This is a genomic window from Niastella sp. sgz303648 (genome assembly GCF_059587045.1).
Map to the genome: position 1 here is coordinate 143007 of NZ_JCAPSW010000016.1, position 20228 is coordinate 163234.

Below are 20228 nucleotides of genomic sequence, written 5' to 3' on the forward strand. Positions count from 1 at the left end.
AGTTAACGTAAATTTGCTAAATAACCGACCACCATATGAATAAAAAAATCCTGAGCGTTTTACAGTATCTCCTTTTTCTGGGGCTCAGTATTTTTTTGGTTTGGTGGTCGGTGCGAAAGATCTCCGATAAAGGCTGGGAAGATATTAAGAACGCATTCCGCAATGCCAATTACCTGCTGATTATTCCTGTAATGATCACTTTACTGCTCAGCCACTACAGCAGGGCTTTACGCTGGAAGATTTTGATGGAGCCCCTCGGCTATAAACCAAGAATTTTCAATACCTATATGGCCGTGCTTATTGGTTATATGGCCAACCTGGCCGTACCACGGCTGGGCGAAGTGCTTAAATGTACTATACTTGCCCGTTATGAAAAGGTTCCGGCCGATAAACTGGTGGGCACCATTGTTGCCGAACGCGCCTTTGATGTGCTGTGCCTGGCACTGGTTATTATAATTACCCTTTTTACGCAGTTCGATGTTATTGGCGGTTACATTAATGAAACCCTGAACAAGATCGTTCAGTCGAAAACCAGCTCACTTAGCGCCCCCCGGCTGATCATTCTTTTTGGCGTATTACTGGCGGTGGTTATCGGTGTGGTGTTTGTTTTCAAAAAGTTTACGCATATAGGGTTCATTCAAAAAATAAAAACAATTTTCGAGGGAATATGGCATGGCATAACCAGCGTACGTTATCTGAAGAATAAAGGCTGGTTTGTGTTTCATACTATATTCATATGGTCGATGTACCTGCTGAGCGTTCAGATAGGTTTCTGGGCTATGAAAGAAACCGCTGTTTATAGCATTCCCCACGCATTATCGGTTTTAACCATGGGCAGCCTGGCCATGATTGTACCGGCGCCCGGTGGCGGCATTGGTGTATATGCCTGGTTTGTACAAAACACCATGCTGATATACGGTTTAAAAGAAAGTCTTGGATTTGCTTTTGGCCAGTTGATGTGGTCGGTTCAGTTCTTCTTTGCCATAATAAGTGGATTTATTGCGTTGACTTTATTACCGTATTTTAATAAAAGAACCATTAATGAGAAAAGCTGATATCATTAGCACAAAAATTTGCAACCTGAGCGAAGCATTGCATAAAGTACGGCAATGGCGTGTACCCGGCAAAACAGTAGCTTTTACCAACGGCGTATTCGACATACTTCATCGCGGACATATTTTTTCTTTATCACAGGCTGCTGTTGAAGCCGATTTTTTAGTGGTAGGCCTCAACTCCGATGCTTCTACCAAACGATTAAAAGGCGATAGCCGCCCCGTAAACGACGAACAATCGCGTGCGCTGGTGCTGGCTTCGTTACTGATGGTTGATATGGTGGTTATATTTGAAGAAGATACTCCGCTGAACCTGATCACAACGCTGCAACCCGATGTACTGGTAAAAGGCGGCGATTATACCATTGATCAAATCGTAGGCGCCAAAGAAGTGCAGGCCGCCGGTGGTAAAGTGGTTATTAATCCGATTGTGGAAGGATTTTCGACTACGGGAATTATTGAAGTTATAAGTAACAAGTCGTAAATTATAAGTCGTCCAAAATTCCTGTTTTTACTTATAACTTATTACTTAAAACTTACAACTTACATTCGGTACATTCTTTCAACTTCCAGCACAATCCTTTCCATTTCGCGTTCATCACCATTGGGGTTATACGGCTGTTTAAGATTGCTGCCAAATACAAAGGCAACGGTTTGCCAGCAACGTGCGGTAAATCCGCCTTTGTACTCTTTGATGATATTATAGCAGTTATTACCGGTTTGCCGGTTGATGAGTTTCATTAATACTTTACCCTGATATATCGACAGATCGCTGAGCGGTTCGGCAAATTGCTTTTTCAACTCCTTCTCACGTGAATGGATATACTTCTTCTTTTCATCTTCGGGCATGTTGGCAATTTTGGCGTTGATATCGTTCATGATAGCGCCTGCCTTGCGGGCGTATGGGTAAGTAACGTAAATGGCATTGCGCAAACGGGTCCAGGCCTCGCGTTTTGCCAGCAACTGTTTGGGATAGGGAACCTGAACCCATACCCATTCAAGCGTTTTAGCCGGCACATACTGGTGATCAACCACCTGAGCCGGTACCGGAATGGTATCGTTGGGCCCTAATTGCGGCATTGGGATCGAATCGGGGGCTGTTTGGCCAAATGCGGAGCTTACGGATACAGCTACCATCGCCCAAATCGCTAACACACAGGATAATATTTTCTTATTCGCAGTCATCAGGAATTACTAAATTAATAAAATTTGTCTGTAATAATAAATACCTCAAAGACAAAAAATGTAACCCTGTTTGGTTGTAAAGGAAATCTTAAAAAAGGTTCAAGGCACAAGGTTCAAGGCACAAGGATCAAGGCACAAGATAAGAAGGCGTAAGGCCAGTACTCAAGATTCAAGACTACAGAATTTACGATTTCAAATTTAAGAGATGATCAGGGAAAATAGCCCCTTCACGATAAGTATAAGCTATCGATAAGCTACCCATAACTTATAGAGGATCGTTTAAAGGAGTAGATTATGAGTGGGTTACCTGTGGGTCCTTATTTAAAAATACTTTGGTCCGGAAGTAACCGGGGTTGGGTCAGGGTTGTACCTGCTTTTGCTGTTTCCCGTACTTGTCCCGTACATATTTCGTATATATTCCGTACATATCCCGTTCCTTAAAGGATCGGGACATGTACGATTTATCTACTGCAGAGATACCTGATAAGTACGATACATTTGAGAACATGGTACAATGACGATACGATCCCATATACACCCAATATAGTTTAGCGATAATAACAGAGATGGTGAAAACAGGCCGAAAATCAGATTATCACAACAACTTAATCCTCCGTATCATACTCATCACAAACCCGATGATCATTACAATTGTTCCCAGCCAAACCAGGTTAATGAATGGGAACTGCAACACCTTGAGCGCCAGGAAGGGTGCTAAGCGTGAAGATTCTTTTACCCCTATTTCGAGGTGCTTGTCTTCGGCAACACGGGCAAGACTGATAGCCAGCCCCTGCGAATACAGCGTATCTAAAATCAGTTTCGCTTCATTATTCTGAACATATAACACCGGCCGGGCGGTGAGCTTTTGATTTTCACGGGTTATTACCGTGAGGTTGGCCATAATGGCCGTATCGTTGTGGGTGAATTTGTATTTGTTATTGTTGGGATTTACCGTAACGCTGTCGAAGATCATAAATCCTTCGGAATAAAAAATGGTATCGCCGGCAGCCACCAGGTGATTTTTGAACTGGGCCGTATCCTTGTCTTCCATAACCGAACTGGCGTGGTTCACATATACAAAAATATCCCGGTTCCAGTAGTGCCGCTTATCGGGGTTGTTCGACATCCCCTCCTGCCCTTTGGAATTTTTGATCAGATCGGGGTACAGGGCAAACTTTTCTTTACCATCCTTTCTTTCCATGTTCACCTTAAAGTAAGTGATCCGCCCGGTTTCATTTACTGTATCCTTTTCATAGGTAGCCCAGTATTTACCCATATCGGTACGGATATCCTTGAACAGGGTCAGGTTCTCGAAACCCTCTTTGGGTTTTTCGGGGCCAAAATTCAGCGGATTAAAGGTGTTTACCGACAGAATTTCTTTTTTGGAAGAAGAAATGAGTATGCCCACCAGCAATAAGCCAAAACCGGCATGCGCTACTGACGCGCCCGCCGCCTTTAGTTTTCCTCCCAAACCTGTATAAATATAACCGGCGTTGGCAATTACCGCATAAACAGCGGCAAAAAGCGCCAGGTGTATGGCCGAAAGAAAACCGATGCCGTATTTATTATAATCGATATGTCCGAAGTAACTGATGCTCACCGATACCAGCAAAGCAATTGCGGTAGCCCACAATATCTTTTTATTGAAATATGACTTCGAAGTGTTTTTGTATTTAAGGTATTGCCCTATGGCGGTTAAAATACCTATTACCACGGCTACGAATATCTGAATACGGTTATAGGGAAACTCTTTGTCTTCACCGATCACCAGTTTAGTGCCAAACAGTTTATTGATTATCGGGAAAGAAGTAGGAACGATGATGGCCATGGCCGACAGAAATAATACCAGCGCCCCGATGAACATCCAGAATTCACGGCTGTTAAACTCTTCTTCTTTGGCAATATGGGGTATTTTTTTATACCTGATTATCAGCAATGCCAGTGATGGGATCACAAATATTAATAGCCATACACGCAATTGCCAGTTCATACCCGAATCAACAAAAGCGTGTACCGAGGTATCCTGCAGATCGCCGCTGCGGGTAAGATAGGTTGAATATAATACCAGCAAAAAGCTTAGTATAAACAATACGTGCGTAGCCCGCAATGAATGTCTGGTTGAGTTATATACAACCTGGGTATGAATGCCGGCCACTAAAACCAGCCAGGGCACCAGAGATGCGTTTTCAACCGGGTCCCATGCCCAGTAGCCGCCAAAAGAAAGCGATTCATAAGCCCAGGCAGCGCCCATCATAATGCCCAATCCCAAAATGCCCCCTGAAAATAACGACCAGGGCATCGCCGCCTTCGTCCAGCCGCTAAAATCTTTTTTCCATAAACCGGCAATCGAATAGGCAAACGGAACTATGGTGCTGGCAAAACCCAAAAACAGCACAGGCGGGTGAATTACCATCCAGTAGTTTTGCAATAACTGGTTCAATCCGTTGCCATTATGTATTTTAGATACGCTCAGGTAATTAGGACCGCTGAAAATGGGTGCATCCTGAAATTGATATCGTGTTAACAAAAACGGACTGCTGCCTACTTTAATATCAAATAAATAAACCCCCAGTATCATGGTAGCCAGGCACACCTGCGCAAAACTAATGACAGTCATTACCGGCGCTTCCCATTTTTTGGCGGTTCGCATCAAAAGAATCCCCATTACCGCATGCCAGAAAGTCCACAATAAAAAGCTGCCCTCCTGCCCTTCCCAGATGCTACTGAGCAGGTATTTGGGAGCCAGCGACCTGTCGGAATGGTTCCAGGCGTAAAAATATTCGTGATAATGTTGTGCAATGACTGTGAAAAGGATGCTGAAAACAGAAAGCACCGAAAATGCGTCGATATAAAACGCAATACGGGCCAGTTTTTTCCAGCTGTCGTGGTCGGCGGGCGAGGTGGCATTGGAAGCCTTGAAATAAGCAATGGTAGCTACCAGCGAAGCAACAAGAGAAAGCACTACCAGCAAATGTCCCAACTGACCGGGTAACAGGTGTTCACCGATATACTTCATTACGTATTTTTATTTTTGACTCAGGTTGTTCTGTGCGGCTTTGGGATCGTCTTTATACTTGGAAGGACATTTGATCAGAATACCATCTTTGCGGGTAATTTCAAACACATCGCCTTTCATTTTTCCCTTCAGCACAATGCGATCGCTTTTCTCCATATCAAAAGGCTTTTCGAAATAATATCTAACCTGAGCTTTATTTCCGAGTGAATCGGTTACATAAAATTGGGTAAGGTTCGGATTTCTGGCGGGGTCATATTCAATAGGTGTGGCGGCCGATTTATCGAGCTTCGCGATAATAGTTACCGTTTTTCCTTGTTTCTGACGGGCCGATGCCAGGGTTTCGTAGGTACTTAAATCGCCCATGAAACTCAACAGAATCATGATACAGGCCGCAATTCCCACAAGAATAACAATATGGATCTTTTTCATAAATCTTTTATGCCTGGCAAAGTTAGTTCAAAATGCATCACGCAGCCGAATGATTTTTGTCAGGAGCTGGTTACCAGTTACCGGATACCAGTTGCCCGTTACCAGGAAACAGGGAACCGGTAACCGGTTACAGGAATTACTAACAAACGTAAGCTCGCTTTCTATAATTTTTTTGCCACATTCCGTTCCTGTACTAACTTGCAGCCCGTTTTTTTTACGTATGTATGATATATGACAGACCTATCTCATTTTGATCCCAACGCGGCAAGTAATCCCAATAACAACATTTTTGGTTTGCCCTTCACTGAAGAAGATGCGCGTTTGGTTATTTTACCGGTTCCCTGGGAGGTAACCGTAAGTTATAATGCCGGAACTGCCCGCGCAGCAGATCATATTTTTAAAGCCAGCATGCAGGTTGATCTTTTTGACCCTGACACCCGGGATTCGTGGCGACAGGGTTTTTTTATGCGTGTGCCCGATAAAAAGATTTTGTTAAAAAGCGATTATCTGCGCAAAGAAGCAGAATTATACATCGACTATATTTCCCATGGCGAAATTCTGGAGAAGAATCTCTTCATGTGCAAATCGCTGAAGGATATCAACGAAGGAAGCCTTTACCTCAATAACTGGGTATTTGATCAGGCCCGGCAATTGCTCAACAAAGGAAAACTGGTAGCCCTGCTGGGCGGCGACCACAGCACCTCACTTGGTTTTTTTAAAGCAATAGCCGAAAAACACGGCGAGTTTGGTATACTACAAATCGACGCCCATTGCGATCTGCGCAAGGGATACGAGTTTTTTAAATACAGCCATGCCAGTGTGATGTACAATGCACTGACCGAAATTCCTTCGCTTACCCGTTTACTACAGATCGGCGCCCGCGATTACTGCCAGGAAGAATGGGAATACATCAACAACAATAAAGACAGGGTGGTCACCTACTTCGACAGCGATATTAAAAAACGCCAGTACGAAGGAGAAACCTGGAAACAGATCACCGATGAAATAGTGAGCAACTTACCCAATAAAGTGCTGGTAAGTTTTGATATCGACGGCCTCGATCCTAAATTATGCCCCAACACAGGCACGCCGGTACAGGGTGGTTTTGAAACAGAACAAATTTTTTACCTGCTGAAAAAAATAGTGAACAGCGGCCGCAGCTTCATCGGCTTCGATTTGAGTGAAATAGGTATAGGCGACAATAACGAATGGGATGCCAACGTGGGCGCTCATATTTTATGGAAATTAGCCAACCTGCTTGTGGCAAGCAACCAGTAATTTAGAAATTTTGAGATTTCGGAATTTTTAGATTTTATGATTTATTTAGGTGGCTGCGGTAGAAGAAAATCACAAAATCCAAAAATCAGATGGTATACCAGTATGTTGTTACGTTAAAGAATCAAACCAATCGCTATATTGATATAACAGGCATTTTGCTGAGCCTTTTTTCGGTTGTATGTTTCACCTGGCAATTTGTTCAATCGCTTCAAACACACAGTCCAAGTCCCGCATATCCCATCGGTATTGTTGCCGTTTTGGGATTTATAATATGGAACCTTTACCAGGCTGGTAAAAAACAAAAAGTATATTACAGCCGGGCATTGCTTTTAGCCGGGCTGGTATGGATGAAAATGCCTTACTTTCAAGGGCTGCTGTTTGTTTTTGTTATTCTTGCCCTGCTCGAATACCAGGCTAAACATGCTGTAGAGATTGGATTCTCCGATAAAGAAATTCTCATCAACTCCCTTTTCAAAAAAAGATATCAATGGAATCAGTTCAGCAACATTGTGCTGAAAGATGGTTTGCTCACCCTCGACTTTACCAATAACCGCATTCTGCAACGCGAAGTTGAAGACGATGACGACCCCGAAGCAGATGAAGATGAGTTTAATGAATACTGCAGAAGACAATTGGCTAATGTGCCAATTAGCTAATGTGCTAATTGAAGAAGTTACCGGTTTCCTGGTACCCGGCAACCGGCAACTGGTAACTGGTAACACGCGTAACGGCAACCTGAAACCAGCATTCTGCTCACTCAATGCTAAAAACTCACAATTGTTAGTTACTTTTGCCCGAAAATGCACCATATGGATTTTCTGGCACCATTAAAAATTGAGGCACTTAATTCAGGCGTATCCACCGGCATCAGCACCTTACCAGCACATGGCGAAAAAATTGAGTCTTATTCTCCCGTAGATGGTAAACTGATAGGCATTGTACAGGCTGCCGATAAAAACGATTATGAAGCAGTTATTGCCAAAGCCCAACATGCTTTTGCCGAATGGCGCACCTGGCCGGCGCCCAAACGCGGCGAAATAGTGAGGCAGATTGGTGAAGCATTGCGTGCCTATAAAGAACCGCTGGGCAAACTCGTTTCCTACGAAATGGGAAAAAGCCTGCAGGAAGGATATGGCGAGGTGCAGGAAATGATCGATATCTGCGATTTTGCCGTGGGATTATCCCGGCAACTTTATGGTTTAACCATGCACAGCGAACGGCCCGGTCACCGCATGTACGAACAATGGCACCCGTTAGGTATTGTGGGTATTGTATCGGCCTTTAATTTTCCGGTTGCCGTATGGAGCTGGAACACGATGCTTGCCTGGGTTTGCGGTAATGTATGCGTATGGAAGCCTTCCGAAAAAACACCTTTGTGCGCTATAGCCTGTGATCATATTATTTCAGAAGTATTTAAAAAGAACAATGTGCCCGATGGCATCAACGGACTGGTAACAGGCGGCCGTAATGTGGGCGAATGGCTGGCCGCTGATGCGCGTGTTCCGCTGGTATCGGCTACCGGTTCAACCCGCATGGGCAAAGCCGTAGCTGCCACTGTAGGCGCCCGCCTCGGAAGGGTTCTGCTTGAGCTGGGCGGTAACAACGCCATCATTGTTTCGGAACATGCCGACCTCGACATTGCCATCAGAGGGGCTGTATTTGGCGCCGTTGGCACCGCCGGTCAACGTTGCACATCCACCCGCCGCCTGATTGTTCAGGAACAGGTTTACAATCCCATAAAAGATAAACTGGTAGCTGCGTATAAGCAATTGCGTATCGGCAACCCGCTCGATGAAAATAATCATGTGGGCCCGCTGATCGATAAAGATGCGGTTGCATTGTACCGGCAGGCCCTGGATGCCTGTAAAAAAGAAGGCGGCCGTTTTATTGTTGAAGGCGGCCTGTTAGACGGCGACGGTTACGAAAGCGGTTGCTATGTTCAGCCCTGCATTGCCGAAGCAGACCCGCATTATAAAATAGTTGAACAGGAAACCTTCGCCCCCATTTTGTACCTGATGAAATATAACACGCTCGATGAAGCGATCGCCATTCAAAATGGTGTGCCACAGGGTTTATCATCCAGCATTATGACCCTGAACCTGCGCGAAGCAGAACAATTTTTGAGCGCTACCGGAAGTGATTGCGGTATTGCGAATGTAAATATCGGCACCTCTGGGGCCGAAATCGGCGGCGCCTTTGGCGGTGAAAAAGAAACCGGTGGCGGTCGCGAAAGCGGCAGCGATGCCTGGAAAGCCTACATGCGCCGGCAAACCAACACCATCAATTATTCATCACAATTACCTCTGGCTCAGGGAATTAAGTTTCACGTCTGATGACGAAGTCAGAAGTCTGAAGCCGGAAGTCAGAAGCCGAAGTCGGAGGTCTGAAGTCAGAAGAGGTCGAAATTTGGAAAGTACAAGTAAATTTGATTGTAAAGGTTTTAAAATAGAGAGCCTTGATAAACAATAACAGCCCTGAAACTCAGATTCTTCTGACTTCAGACCTCCGACTTCAGACTTCAACAATATAACCTGAGTCAAAACGTTAATACCTGTCTGGAAAGCTGAAACCGGTATGAAGAAACTCTTTACCCTGTTGTTTTTTACTGCTATTTATTGCGCTGCCAGTTCTCAAATGCGTTTGGGAATTTTGGGAGGCCCTCAATCTTCGTCAGTGATCGAAACAAATAGTATTCAGGGCTGGAGTACCAATACCAAACCATATTATACCAGCAGAAGCGGTTTTAACCTGGGTATTATTGGCGAAATACCGATTGGCACATCAAGACGGTTCTATTTTCAGCCCGGCCTTTTTTATACGACCAAAGGCAGAAAGTTTGAACGCTTTTTTGATACGCTTACCGTAAAGACCGACACCTTATATCGTACCAATACATTTTATACCAACTATTTCGATATTCCGCTTAACCTCGTATTGAAACTGCGCATGGGTAAAAAAAGCAGTTTTATGCTGAGTGCGGGGCCCTACGTTTCTTTCTTTTACAATGGAAAGCAAACGTCTGAAACAAGAGTTGCATTAAATGATTCATCGGTTAATTATTCAAAAGCCGAATCAAATATCGAGGTTGGTAAGGTTTCGGGCAAAGCGAATACGTTTGATATTGGTTTTAATGCCCGGGCAGGTTTTGAGCTGGGCAGCATATTGCTTACCGGTTTCATCAGTCAGGGACTGACTAACTTTTATCACGCATCCTATGATGGTACTTTTAAGCATAAGGTAATAGGCGCCTCTGTTGGTTTTTGGCTTAGCAAACGGGTTGATCCCAAACCATCTGACCGCGATAATGATGGTGTGCCCGATAAAATCGACATGTGCCCCGATTCAGCCGGTTCGGCAAAAACAGGCGGCTGTCCCGATCGCGATGGAGATGGAATTCAGGATGCGCTCGACAACTGTCCCGATATCGCCGGTAGCATTAAGAACCACGGATGTCCGCCCGATACTGATCATGATGGCATCTTCGATAAAGACGACCAATGCCCCGATAAACCGGGCCCTGTTAAATACCATGGATGTCCCATACCGGATACCGATGGTGATGGCGTAAATGATGAAGTAGATCTTTGTCCTGATAAAAAAGGACCACCGGAATTCAATGGTTGTCCTGTGCCGGATACCGACGGTGATGGAATAAATGATAAAGATGATAAATGTCCCACAGTAAAAGGTACTGCCGAGTACAATGGTTGTCCGCCGCCTATTAAGCGCGAGATCATTGAAAAAGTGAATTATGCAGCGAGGAAGATATTCTTTGCAACAGGTAGTGATAAAATTGCAACCGGTTCGTTTGGCCCGCTCGATGAAGTGGCTGCCATTCTGAAAAACAATCCTACGCTGAAACTGGCTGTGGAAGGACATTCTGATAATGTAGGTAATGTGGCAATCAATTTAACATTATCGCAAAAACGTGCCGATGCCGTTAAGGACTACCTGATTCAAAAAGGTATTGATGTTAACAGATTAGAAGCCAAAGGTTACGGACAGGAAAAACCTGTGGCTGATAATAATACACCGGAAGGCAGAGCAGCCAACCGGCGCGTTGAACTGAAGCTGTCGCAGCAATAGTTGCGGCATAGAAAAAGTGGTGGCAGATAATGAGGGGTTGGTAATACAAAAAACCTTTAAAAAAGGAAATAATCCAATCGCCCGAAAAACAATTTGCCAGCCACTCATGTAATATGCTACACGAGTGGTTTTTAATTTTATATTTTTATCGAGATCGACGAGAAAAGACGGAAAGACCGGAAGTGACTTTACTGACTTACCGACATTCGGACTTAATTGTTAAGAATAATTAAAAAAACAGATATTTGGATATTATATACCACTATTAAACTTACGTTACACATCTGTAAAGCAAAAAAACAATCGTAAATGAACAAACTGGTAAAAGCAGCAGGAATAGTATCTGCCTTTGTGATTGCGGGCCATACGGCTGTAGCGCAGCAGGATAAAAACACAAAATCCGGCGATGTGCCGAAGGGGTGGCATCTGCTCGACAAAACAAAAGACGGCTATTACGGCATCAGCATTAATAAAGCGTACGATTTTATTCGCACCAAAAACCTAAAAGGAAAAACCGTAGTTGTAGCGATCATCGATTCAGGAATTGATACGTTGCACGAAGATTTAAAAGAAATTTTGTGGACCAACCCGAAAGAAATTCCGGGCAATGGCCTCGATGATGATGGCAACGGATATGTTGATGATGTTCACGGTTGGAATTTTATAGGCGGCAAAGATGGTCGTAACGTAAAACAGGATTCGTACGAAGGTGCCCGGGTATATCATATGTTCAAAGACAAGTTTGGTGGTAAAGATATAGATCCGAAAACCCTTACGCCCGATGATCTGGATCAGTATAATATGTGGTTGAAAGCAAAGAAGAAAATCGAAGGCGAAGGTGCTGAGCAGGGTGTTGACCTGGTTATGCTGAAAAGAGCATTGACCAGCGCCCAGAAAAGCGACAGCATTTTACGCAAAGCGCTGAATAAAGAAACCTATACAGGCACCGATGTAGATACTTTCAATGCTGTTAGCAGTGCAGAAAAATCGGCCAAAGGAAGTTTACTGTATCTGTTTAAAGCCAACCAGATGATGGAAACCACCAATAAAGAATTTTTGGATGGTTTTGATGAATACGTAGGTGGTGAAGAAAGAAAAGCAGAAGCTAAAGATAAAGCGCCTCAGAATTATCGTGGCGAAATAACCAAAGACAATGAAAATGATATTACCGATAGTCATTACGGTAATCCCGATGTAATGGCTTCTACCCCATTCCATGGAACACACGTAGCCGGTATCATCGGCGCCGTACGTAACAACGGAAAAGGCATGGACGGTGTAGCCGATAACGTACGCATTATGATGATACGTGCTGTACCCGATGGTGATGAGCACGATAAAGATATTGCCCTTGCTATTCGCTATGCGGTAGACAACGGCGCCAAAGTGGTGAACATGAGCTTTGGTAAAGATTTTTCGCCCCAGAAAAAATGGGTTGATGATGCAGTAAAATATGCCGAATCAAAAGGCGTGTTACTGGTTCATGCAGCAGGTAACGATGCCAAAAACATCGATACAGCCGACAACTTCCCTAACCCTGTTTATAAAAGCAGCAATACAAAAGCAGGCAACTGGATTACCGTAGGCGCCAGCGGCGACCCCAAAGCAGGTGGTATAACCGCCTCTTTCTCGAACTATGGTAAAAAACAGTGTGATGTATTTGCTCCCGGTGTTAAAATATGGTCAAGCATTCCCGGTGGTAACACCTATGGTAATGCGCAGGGTACCAGTATGGCCTGCCCGGTTGTTGCCGGTACAGCTGCCTTTTTGCTGGAATACTTCCCTTACCTTACACCACAGCAGTTAAAATCAGTTTTGGTTAAATCGGCCCAGGCGCCAACTGATAAAGTAAGAAAACCAGGCACCGATGAAATGGTAAACTTATCTGACCTGAGCGAAAGCGGTGGTGTGATCAATGCATTCGAAGCAGCCAAATTGGCCGCCACACTTGATCCTGCAGCGAAAAGCACAGTGCCCAAAAAGCCTGCGCCTGCCACCCCCAAGCCTACAATGACGAATAAGAAAGGTTAAGGCTCAAGGCACAAGGTTCAAGGCACAAGAACCAGGAAACAAAGAGTAAAAAATAAAAGAAACAGGTTACAGGGATATTACCTTGTAACCTGTTTTTTTTATATCCCCTGTTACCTTGAAACCTGTAACCTTGTAACCTGCAACCTTTTCTTTATTTTTAGAAAAAAACTATGGTTTACAAAAATGAAATAACTGTAGCCGATTACTATACGAACTATATAAACGCAATACCCGAAGATAATTTGCAGGAAGCCCTGGCCAACAACACCCGCCGTTTTAGGAAACTGCTGAAGCAAATACCACACAAAAAAATCAACTATGCCTATGCGGAAGGCAAGTGGACCATCAAAGAATTACTGCAACACATTATCGATGCAGAACGGGTATTTATTTACCGCGCCCTTACGTTTGCCCGCCAGGACCCTGCCCTGCTTCCCGGTTTCGACGAAAACACCTGGGCCATAACCGCCAAAGCGCCCAAACGCAAATGGAACGACCTGGTAGATGAATTCAAAGCGCTTCGCGCTTCCAACGAAATCTTTTTTAATTCGCTCGATGATGATCAACTGCGGCAAACCGGTTCCGCCAACCACAATCCTGTAAGCGTAGCCGCACTGGGCTTTTTATGCGCAGGACATGCCGCGCATCATATTCGCATTATTAAGGAAAGATACCTCAACGAACCGGGCAATGATGTCAAAATAAAAATTGTAAAAAAGAAGAAGAAAGGCAAAAAGGCTGCAAAGCAAAAGAAACAAGGCACAAGATAGAAGGCACAAGTTACAGGTTACAGGTTTCAGGTTACAGGGTGCCGGCATGCACTGAGTGTAATTGAACCAGATGCCTTGTAACCTGAGCCTTGAAACGGGAAACTATTTCTTATGCATGGCCTGTATGCTCTCAGTAAAAAGCGCATACAACTTTTGCAACTGCCCGTGGCGCTGCAACAATTCGAGATGTTTTTGAATGGTCCTTACATCATTACGAACGGCAGGACCGGTTTGCACATCGGCGGGATTGTACTGATATAAGCGGTCGGCAATGGCATTGATCAGCGGCAACAGCATATTGAAGTCGGCTTTTTCCTGCAGGCAATAATCCTGGGCCAGCGCATACAGGTGGTTGGTAAAATTGCTTACCATTACCGCCGCCACATGCAGCTTTAACCGCTGTTCATCACCGGCATGTTGTACCTGGTTCGATAAAGTGCAGGCAAAATCGGTGATCAGCGCAAGGTCATCTCCGGTATTTCCATCTACGAGAAAAGGAATATCGGGCAGTATAGGTATTTCGCGGCGCAAACTTTGCACCGGGTATAATACGCCATAATTTTTACTGCAGGGGCTTAAAACATTTTTCGACACTGAACCCGCCGTGTGAACGATCAGTTTTTTATCGAGGCGTAAACCGGCAGTCACCGCGTCAATAGCGCCATCGCTTACGGCAACCACATACAAATCGCCGGTTTTATCGGGTTGGGTAATATCGGTAGTAAAGCCGGCGCCCAGCGAATCGGCCAGTTCAGCAGCAAACAGGGCATTTCGGCCACAAACCTGAATCACTTCATGGTCTGCCGCCAGCATTTTTCTTCCCAATACAGAAGCAACATTTCCCGTACCTATAATTACGATTCTCAAGTTAAGTATTAAGTTATAAGTATTAAGTTTTAAGATAAAGAACTAACTACCAAACTGTAAGTTATAAGTTATCAGTAAATGCAATTTGCATTTTCTTATTACTTAATACTTATTACTTATAACTCAACTATTCTTCCCTTCGAGCATAGGTACAAAAGAAAAATTATCGAATATTTCTTCTGTAACATGGCCATCGGGTTGTTTGGTTAAACGCAGCATTCGTTGCACATTTCCCTCTCCTACCGGTATCACCATTTTGCCACCTGTTTTTAACTGTTCAATCAGTTTGGGAGGAATATAAGGAGCAGCCGCTGTAACAATCACTTTATCAAAAGGCCCATAGGTTGGCAATCCCTCATATCCGTCGCCATAAAAATATTTGATGTTCGGGTATTTATTACGAAGAATAAAGCCACGATGCAGCTCAAATAATTTCTTCTGCCGCTCGATGGTATACACCTGAGCACCCATTTCGCCCAGCACAATAGCCTGATAACCGCTGCCGGTTCCTATTTCAAGCACCTTTTCGTAGGGTTTTACATCCAGTAACTGACTTTGATACGCTACAGTATACGGTTGTGAAATAGTTTGTCCTTCTGAAATCGGAAAAGCCCGGTCTTCGTACGCTACCCTGTCTAACGCTGAATCGAGAAAATAATGACGGGGAACCTGTAAAATGGCCGTTAGCACCCGCTCGTCGGTAATGCCTTTTTGTTTCAGTAAATCAACCAGTTGCTTTCGCATTCCTTTATGCCGGTAAGTATCTTCAAACGTTCTCATAAACAGCACAAAGATAACAGAATTGTGGTCAATGGTGAATGGTGAACGTGCAATCGTGAATAAAACAGCCGTGCCACGGTTTCTCCTTCTGCGAAAACGAACCGTGGCACGGCTTGCTTCCAATCACCAAATAATATCCACCACAGTTGCTAATGACGCATTCATCAGCTATCTTGTCATACGAAACCAGATTTTCAGGCATAGGCATTTTAAACACGCATTACCCCTTAAACAATGCGCATTTATTGTAGTGCCAAAACTAATCTGGTATTTGTACATATATGTGTTCTTTTATCTGTTGCCTGGTCAAACGGCTATGCTCAGTTAAAAGCAGATTTCGCTGCAGATAAAACCAGTGGGTGTTCTCCGCTTGTAATATCATTCAACAATACAACCTCAGGCGCTTCGGCCAATGCTATTTATACATGGGATTTTGGCAATGGCAATACATCGGCTATAGTAAATCCCGGTGCTGTTTATACCGATGAAAAAACATACACGGTTACACTTACCGTGCAGGATGGCTCGCAAACTTCAACCAAAACACAAACCATCTCCGTTTATAAAAAGCCGGTAATTGATTTTTCGGCTTCTGTTGAAAAAGGGTGCATCCCTGTTGCGGTAACATTTACCAGTAATTCACAGGCAGGCAGCGGCTCCATTTTCAGTTATTACTGGGACTTTGGCGATGGTTACTCCCAGCAAAGCGCCGGCAGCAGCGTGCCCCATAACTATACCCAGGTACAAACATCCTCTGTGAACCTTACTGTAACCAATAGCTACGGCTGTTACAGCACGCTTACCAAAAAGGATATGATAACCAGCCTGCCTGCTTTAAAAGCAGGTTTTTCGGCCGATAAAACAGTTCTATGCCATGAAACCGATCCTGTAACATTTACCAATACAAGTACCGGTTCCGGTACTTTAAACTATATATGGGATTTTGGCGATGGCAATACTTCTACCCAAAAAGATCCCCGGTACACGTTCAACAAAAAGGGGATCTATACCATAAAATTAACGGCTAACAGTTCGGATGGTTGTACAGCCACCACCACGCAAACCAATTACCTGAATGTTGCCACCTTTAAATCGGATTTTGCCGTACCACCGCTCATTTGCACCGAACAGAATGGCATCTTTAATAATACCAGCACACCTGCCCCCAATAACTATTCGTGGCAGATAAACAATCAGCAGACCTACTACGATAACAGCAGTTTGTATTACTGGTTTTATATCCCCGGCACCTTTAACATCAAACTCATAAACACTTTTGGCACCTGCATCGATTCTGTAACAAAGCAGGTAAGTATCAAACAAAAAGTCAATTCACAGGGATTTCTGGCCGAAATGAAAAATATATGTGGCGCTCCTACCGATGTGGCATTTAAAGACACAACGGCCAATGCAGTAAAATGGACATGGACATTTTTCGACTTTTCGGGCAATACGACATCGAATGTACAGGCGCCGGTTAAAAACTATACTCAAAAAGGCAACTACATTGTTTACCTCAATGTAACCAATGCCGATGGCTGCAGCAAAGATCTTCAGCAGTACATTAACGTGCGCGGCCCCGAAGTAAACATATATGCAACCAATCCCGATGATCCCTGGCAATCGTACCGCAATTGCACCGGATACCAGATTGGTTTTGGCTCAACCAGCACGGTTAACATTGTATCGTATAACTGGAACTTCGGCGATGGCGCTACTTCAACCGATGCTAAACCTGTACATGTTTATACCAGTCCGGGTACTTATCAGGTATCGTTAACGTATACCCTTCAAAACGGTTGTACAGGCACTTCTTATATTACTAACTTCATCATAAATCCCCGGCCGGTAATAAATGATATTTTCACTTCGGCAGGTACTGTTTGCGGTAATACACCAATGACCCTTTCGGCAAATGTAACTCCCGCCAACAGCGCCCTTTATTACTATTGGTTCTTTGGCGATGGCACCAATACGGGTATGCAGTACTCATCGAATGTTAATCATCAGTATTTCAAAGACAGTACTTATTCAGTTACCTTAATAGTTACCGGTTATGGATATTGCCCCGACACATTAACAAAAACAAACTTTATTAAGGTGCTTCCCCCCGTGCCCAAAATATCTTCCATCGCCAATACCTGCGATGGGTTGAGGAACCTTGTTACATTTACACAAAACTCAATAAAAGCACAAACCTGGACCTGGGATTTCGGCGATGGCAGCACCACTACCCTTACAACCGATCAGCCTGTTATTACACACACCTATGCCAACACAGGTTCGTATAAAGTAGTACTTACCACCACCAACGGACAATGCTCTGTACGCGATTCGGGCATAGCCTATGTATTGTTAAAACAACATCCTGTACTCACAGCAAGCGCTACCGAAGTATGCTCCGAAGGACCTTTAAAGGTCACCATTTCAAATCTTGAAAATAACCCTTACACCAACAACCAGTACAATTACTGGATAAACAAAATTGAGCACAAAGACGGAAGCTCTAATTTCAACATGAATTATACGTTTATTCATTTTGAAAACACGTATGATATTACGCTCAATTATTTTGAAAAAGGAAAGGAAGATCTGCGCATAATTACCAACTCATTTCTTTCCTCGGTTGGTTCCACTACTATGTGCACCGACACAACCAATTATGTTCCCCTTAAAATTAAAGGGCCGGTACCCGGGTTTCAGGTAAGTTCAAATAGTGTATGCAACAATGGTCCGGTTATTTTCAAAGACACATCGAAAAGTATTGGCGGTACCATCAAAGAATGGCATTGGGATTTCGGCGATGGCGGCGCCCATCATATTTACGGAGGACCCAACGGTGATGTTGCGTACAGTTATAAAGCCCCCGGCACCTATTGGGTATCATTAAAAGTCGTAGATAACAGCGGTTGTGCAGCTGCCGCCACCGGTTACCTTCCTCCCATAAAAGTTTCCGGCGTTCAGTCGGCCTTTACTACTTCGGGCACCAATGTACCGTTGGCAACCACTGTTACCTGTACCAATATTACCACCGGTAGCAACCTCCCCGCCACTACCTGGCAGTGGCAGGTAGATGGAATTACATTTTCAACCGACTTCAATGCATCGTATACCTTTAATCAGGCAGGCACCTATACGTTAAATCTCATAGCCACCGATACCGTTTCGGGTTGCAGCTCAACCGCTGCCCAGGTAATTGTGGTAAATAATTTTAATGCAGGCTTCCGCTTCACCACTACGATGATAACGACCAACAGTTGTCCGCCGGTGTTGGTAAGCTTTAACAATACTTCGCAAAATTATTCCGGTATTACCTGGGATTTTGGCGATGGCACTATCATCGAAAATGTAGCCCAACCCAGCCACGTTTACGAAAAAGCAGGCAAATACATTATAACGATGTATGTAACCGCGCCCAATGGAATAAAAGGAACTTATATTGATTCAATTATCATAAAGCAACCCGAAGCAAGCATTAAAACCAGTTCAACCCAAGGCTGTATAGGGCATGCCATAACCCTGCAGGCGGCAGCCACCAATACCGGCACCTATGTTTGGGATTTTGGCGATGGCAGCATTGTATCAACCACCGATACCTTTGCCACCCATCAGTATGCAACACCAGGCCTGTATTCGCCGGCACTGATCATGAAAGACCCGGCCACCGGATGTACAGGTTCGGCCCCGCCTACTGACAAAATCAATATACGGCCCGATCCAACGGTAATCATCACCCCTGCCGATCCTTTTGTTTGCCAGGGATCTTCTGTTGCATTGCAGGCAAGCGGCGGAATACTATATGAATGGCTACCCGCCACCGGCTTAAGCAATGCCGCAATAGCCAACCCGGTGGCATCGCCGGCACAAACCAGCACCTATGCAATAAATGTAACCGACGATATCGGCTGCAAAAACACCGGCCATATAACCATTACTGTTATACAACCGGTTACCGTTTCGGTAACCGGCAATACCGGCATTTGTGCAGGTGAACCCGTAAAGCTTCAGGCAACCGGAGCCGAAGTGTATAAATGGATCAACAATACCACCGGCATTGATAATGTAAATATTCCCAATCCTATAGCCACTCCCCCTGTTACCGGCGAATATACGGTTACCGGTTCCGATGCCCATTATTGCTTTACCGATACCGCTGCCATAACCATACAGGTAAATCCATCGCCTGCAGTGAACGCAGGCACCGATGTGGAAGTATGGACCGGTACACCGGTACCTTTACACGCATCCGGCAGCAATGATGTGATCAGTTATAACTGGACGCCCGGAACCTGGCTCAGCTGTACCAGTTGTACCGATCCGGTAAGTACGCCGCAGGCGCCGGTTACTTATGCCGTGACCGTAAAAAACCAATACGGTTGTAAAGCTGCCGACAGCATTACCATAAAAACATTGTGCGATGAAAGCCACGTAGCCATTCCCAATGGCTTTACGCCTAATGGCGACGGCATAAACGACGTATTCATCATTAAAGGCATATCAATAGTAAAACATCTGGTGATTTATAACCGGTGGGGACAAAAAGTATACGAACGTAACAACTTCATAGCAGGCGACCGTTCATTATGCTGGAACGGTAACTTCAATGGCTACCCGGCAGCAGAAGGAACCTATGTTTATTTTGCCGAACTGGAATGCCCCGGCGGGGGACAATTCACCCGTAAGGGAACGTTAACCTTGCTTAGATAGGTTGCAGGTTTCAGGTTACAGATTTCA

14 protein-coding genes are annotated in these 20228 nt (G+C 44.5%); 9 read left to right on the forward strand and 5 right to left on the reverse strand.

Translation table 11 applies throughout. The features are described from left to right. Positions 1-35 precede the first annotated feature (35 nt). On the forward strand, positions 36-1055 hold the full coding sequence (locus AC59IL_RS32000; protein WP_496556328.1) for a lysylphosphatidylglycerol synthase transmembrane domain-containing protein: 1020 nt from the start codon (positions 36-38) through the stop codon (positions 1053-1055). Next, positions 1042-1536 carry a D-glycero-beta-D-manno-heptose 1-phosphate adenylyltransferase gene (gene rfaE2, locus AC59IL_RS32005; protein ID WP_496556329.1) on the forward strand — a complete coding sequence of 165 codons (495 nt, stop codon included), beginning with the start codon at positions 1042-1044 and terminating at the stop codon, positions 1534-1536. The genes AC59IL_RS32000 and rfaE2 overlap by 14 nt, the downstream gene beginning before the upstream one ends. 59 nt (positions 1537-1595) lie before the next feature. Here the strand turns inward: rfaE2 and AC59IL_RS32010 are convergent, their stop codons facing one another. The 3 genes from AC59IL_RS32010 to AC59IL_RS32020 all read right to left on the reverse strand — a co-directional run bounded on the left by AC59IL_RS32010 (position 1596) and on the right by AC59IL_RS32020 (position 5682). Continuing rightward, positions 1596-2207, reverse strand: a complete 612-nt coding sequence (locus tag AC59IL_RS32010) for a DUF4294 domain-containing protein (RefSeq protein ID WP_496556330.1) — start codon at positions 2205-2207, stop codon at positions 1596-1598. Positions 2208-2832: 625 nt separating this feature from the next. Further along, complete coding sequence (gene ccsA / locus AC59IL_RS32015; protein ID WP_496556331.1) at positions 2833-5253, reverse strand: cytochrome c biogenesis protein CcsA; 2421 nt, start codon at positions 5251-5253, stop codon at positions 2833-2835. A gap of 9 nt (positions 5254-5262) precedes the next feature. After that, positions 5263-5682, reverse strand: coding sequence for a cytochrome c maturation protein CcmE domain-containing protein (locus AC59IL_RS32020; RefSeq protein WP_496556332.1), 420 nt, complete (start codon positions 5680-5682; stop codon positions 5263-5265). Between the two features lie 231 nt (positions 5683-5913). Between AC59IL_RS32020 and AC59IL_RS32025 the strand changes: the two genes are divergently transcribed. The 6 genes from AC59IL_RS32025 (at position 5914) to AC59IL_RS32050 (ending at position 13847) form a co-directional block, all read left to right on the forward strand. Then, positions 5914-6960 (forward strand): agmatinase family protein, encoded by a 1047-nt coding sequence (locus tag AC59IL_RS32025; RefSeq protein ID WP_496556333.1) that lies wholly within the window; start codon positions 5914-5916, stop codon positions 6958-6960. Between the two features lie 89 nt (positions 6961-7049). After that, entirely contained in the window at positions 7050-7616 is a 567-nt protein-coding gene (locus tag AC59IL_RS32030) for a hypothetical protein (protein ID WP_496556334.1), read from the forward strand. Positions 7617-7769: 153 nt separating this feature from the next. Further along, complete coding sequence (amaB, locus tag AC59IL_RS32035) at positions 7770-9293, forward strand: L-piperidine-6-carboxylate dehydrogenase (protein WP_496556335.1); 1524 nt, start codon at positions 7770-7772, stop codon at positions 9291-9293. 241 nt (positions 9294-9534) lie between these two features. Then, positions 9535-11046, forward strand: coding sequence for an OmpA family protein (locus AC59IL_RS32040; protein ID WP_496556336.1), 1512 nt, complete (start codon positions 9535-9537; stop codon positions 11044-11046). Positions 11047-11355: 309 nt separating this feature from the next. Further along, the gene (locus AC59IL_RS32045; protein ID WP_496556337.1) at positions 11356-13077 is read left to right on the forward strand and encodes a S8 family peptidase; all 1722 of its coding nucleotides are present in this window, start codon (positions 11356-11358) and stop codon (positions 13075-13077) included. A 170-nt stretch (positions 13078-13247) separates the two neighbouring features. Further along, positions 13248-13847: a DinB family protein gene (locus tag AC59IL_RS32050; RefSeq protein WP_496556338.1), complete on the forward strand. Its 600-nt coding sequence runs from the start codon at positions 13248-13250 to the stop codon at positions 13845-13847. Positions 13848-13949: 102 nt separating this feature from the next. Here AC59IL_RS32050 and AC59IL_RS32055 read toward each other — a convergent pair whose 3' ends face one another. Then, positions 13950-14714, reverse strand: a complete 765-nt coding sequence (locus AC59IL_RS32055) for a Rossmann-like and DUF2520 domain-containing protein (protein ID WP_496556339.1) — start codon at positions 14712-14714, stop codon at positions 13950-13952. A 123-nt stretch (positions 14715-14837) separates the two neighbouring features. Next, on the reverse strand, positions 14838-15494 hold the full coding sequence (locus AC59IL_RS32060) for a protein-L-isoaspartate(D-aspartate) O-methyltransferase (RefSeq protein ID WP_496556340.1): 657 nt from the start codon (positions 15492-15494) through the stop codon (positions 14838-14840). A gap of 234 nt (positions 15495-15728) precedes the next feature. On the opposite strand from AC59IL_RS32060, the gene AC59IL_RS32065 reads away from it, so the two are divergent. Next, complete coding sequence (locus tag AC59IL_RS32065; protein ID WP_496556341.1) at positions 15729-20201, forward strand: PKD domain-containing protein; 4473 nt, start codon at positions 15729-15731, stop codon at positions 20199-20201. Positions 20202-20228: the final 27 nt, after the last annotated feature.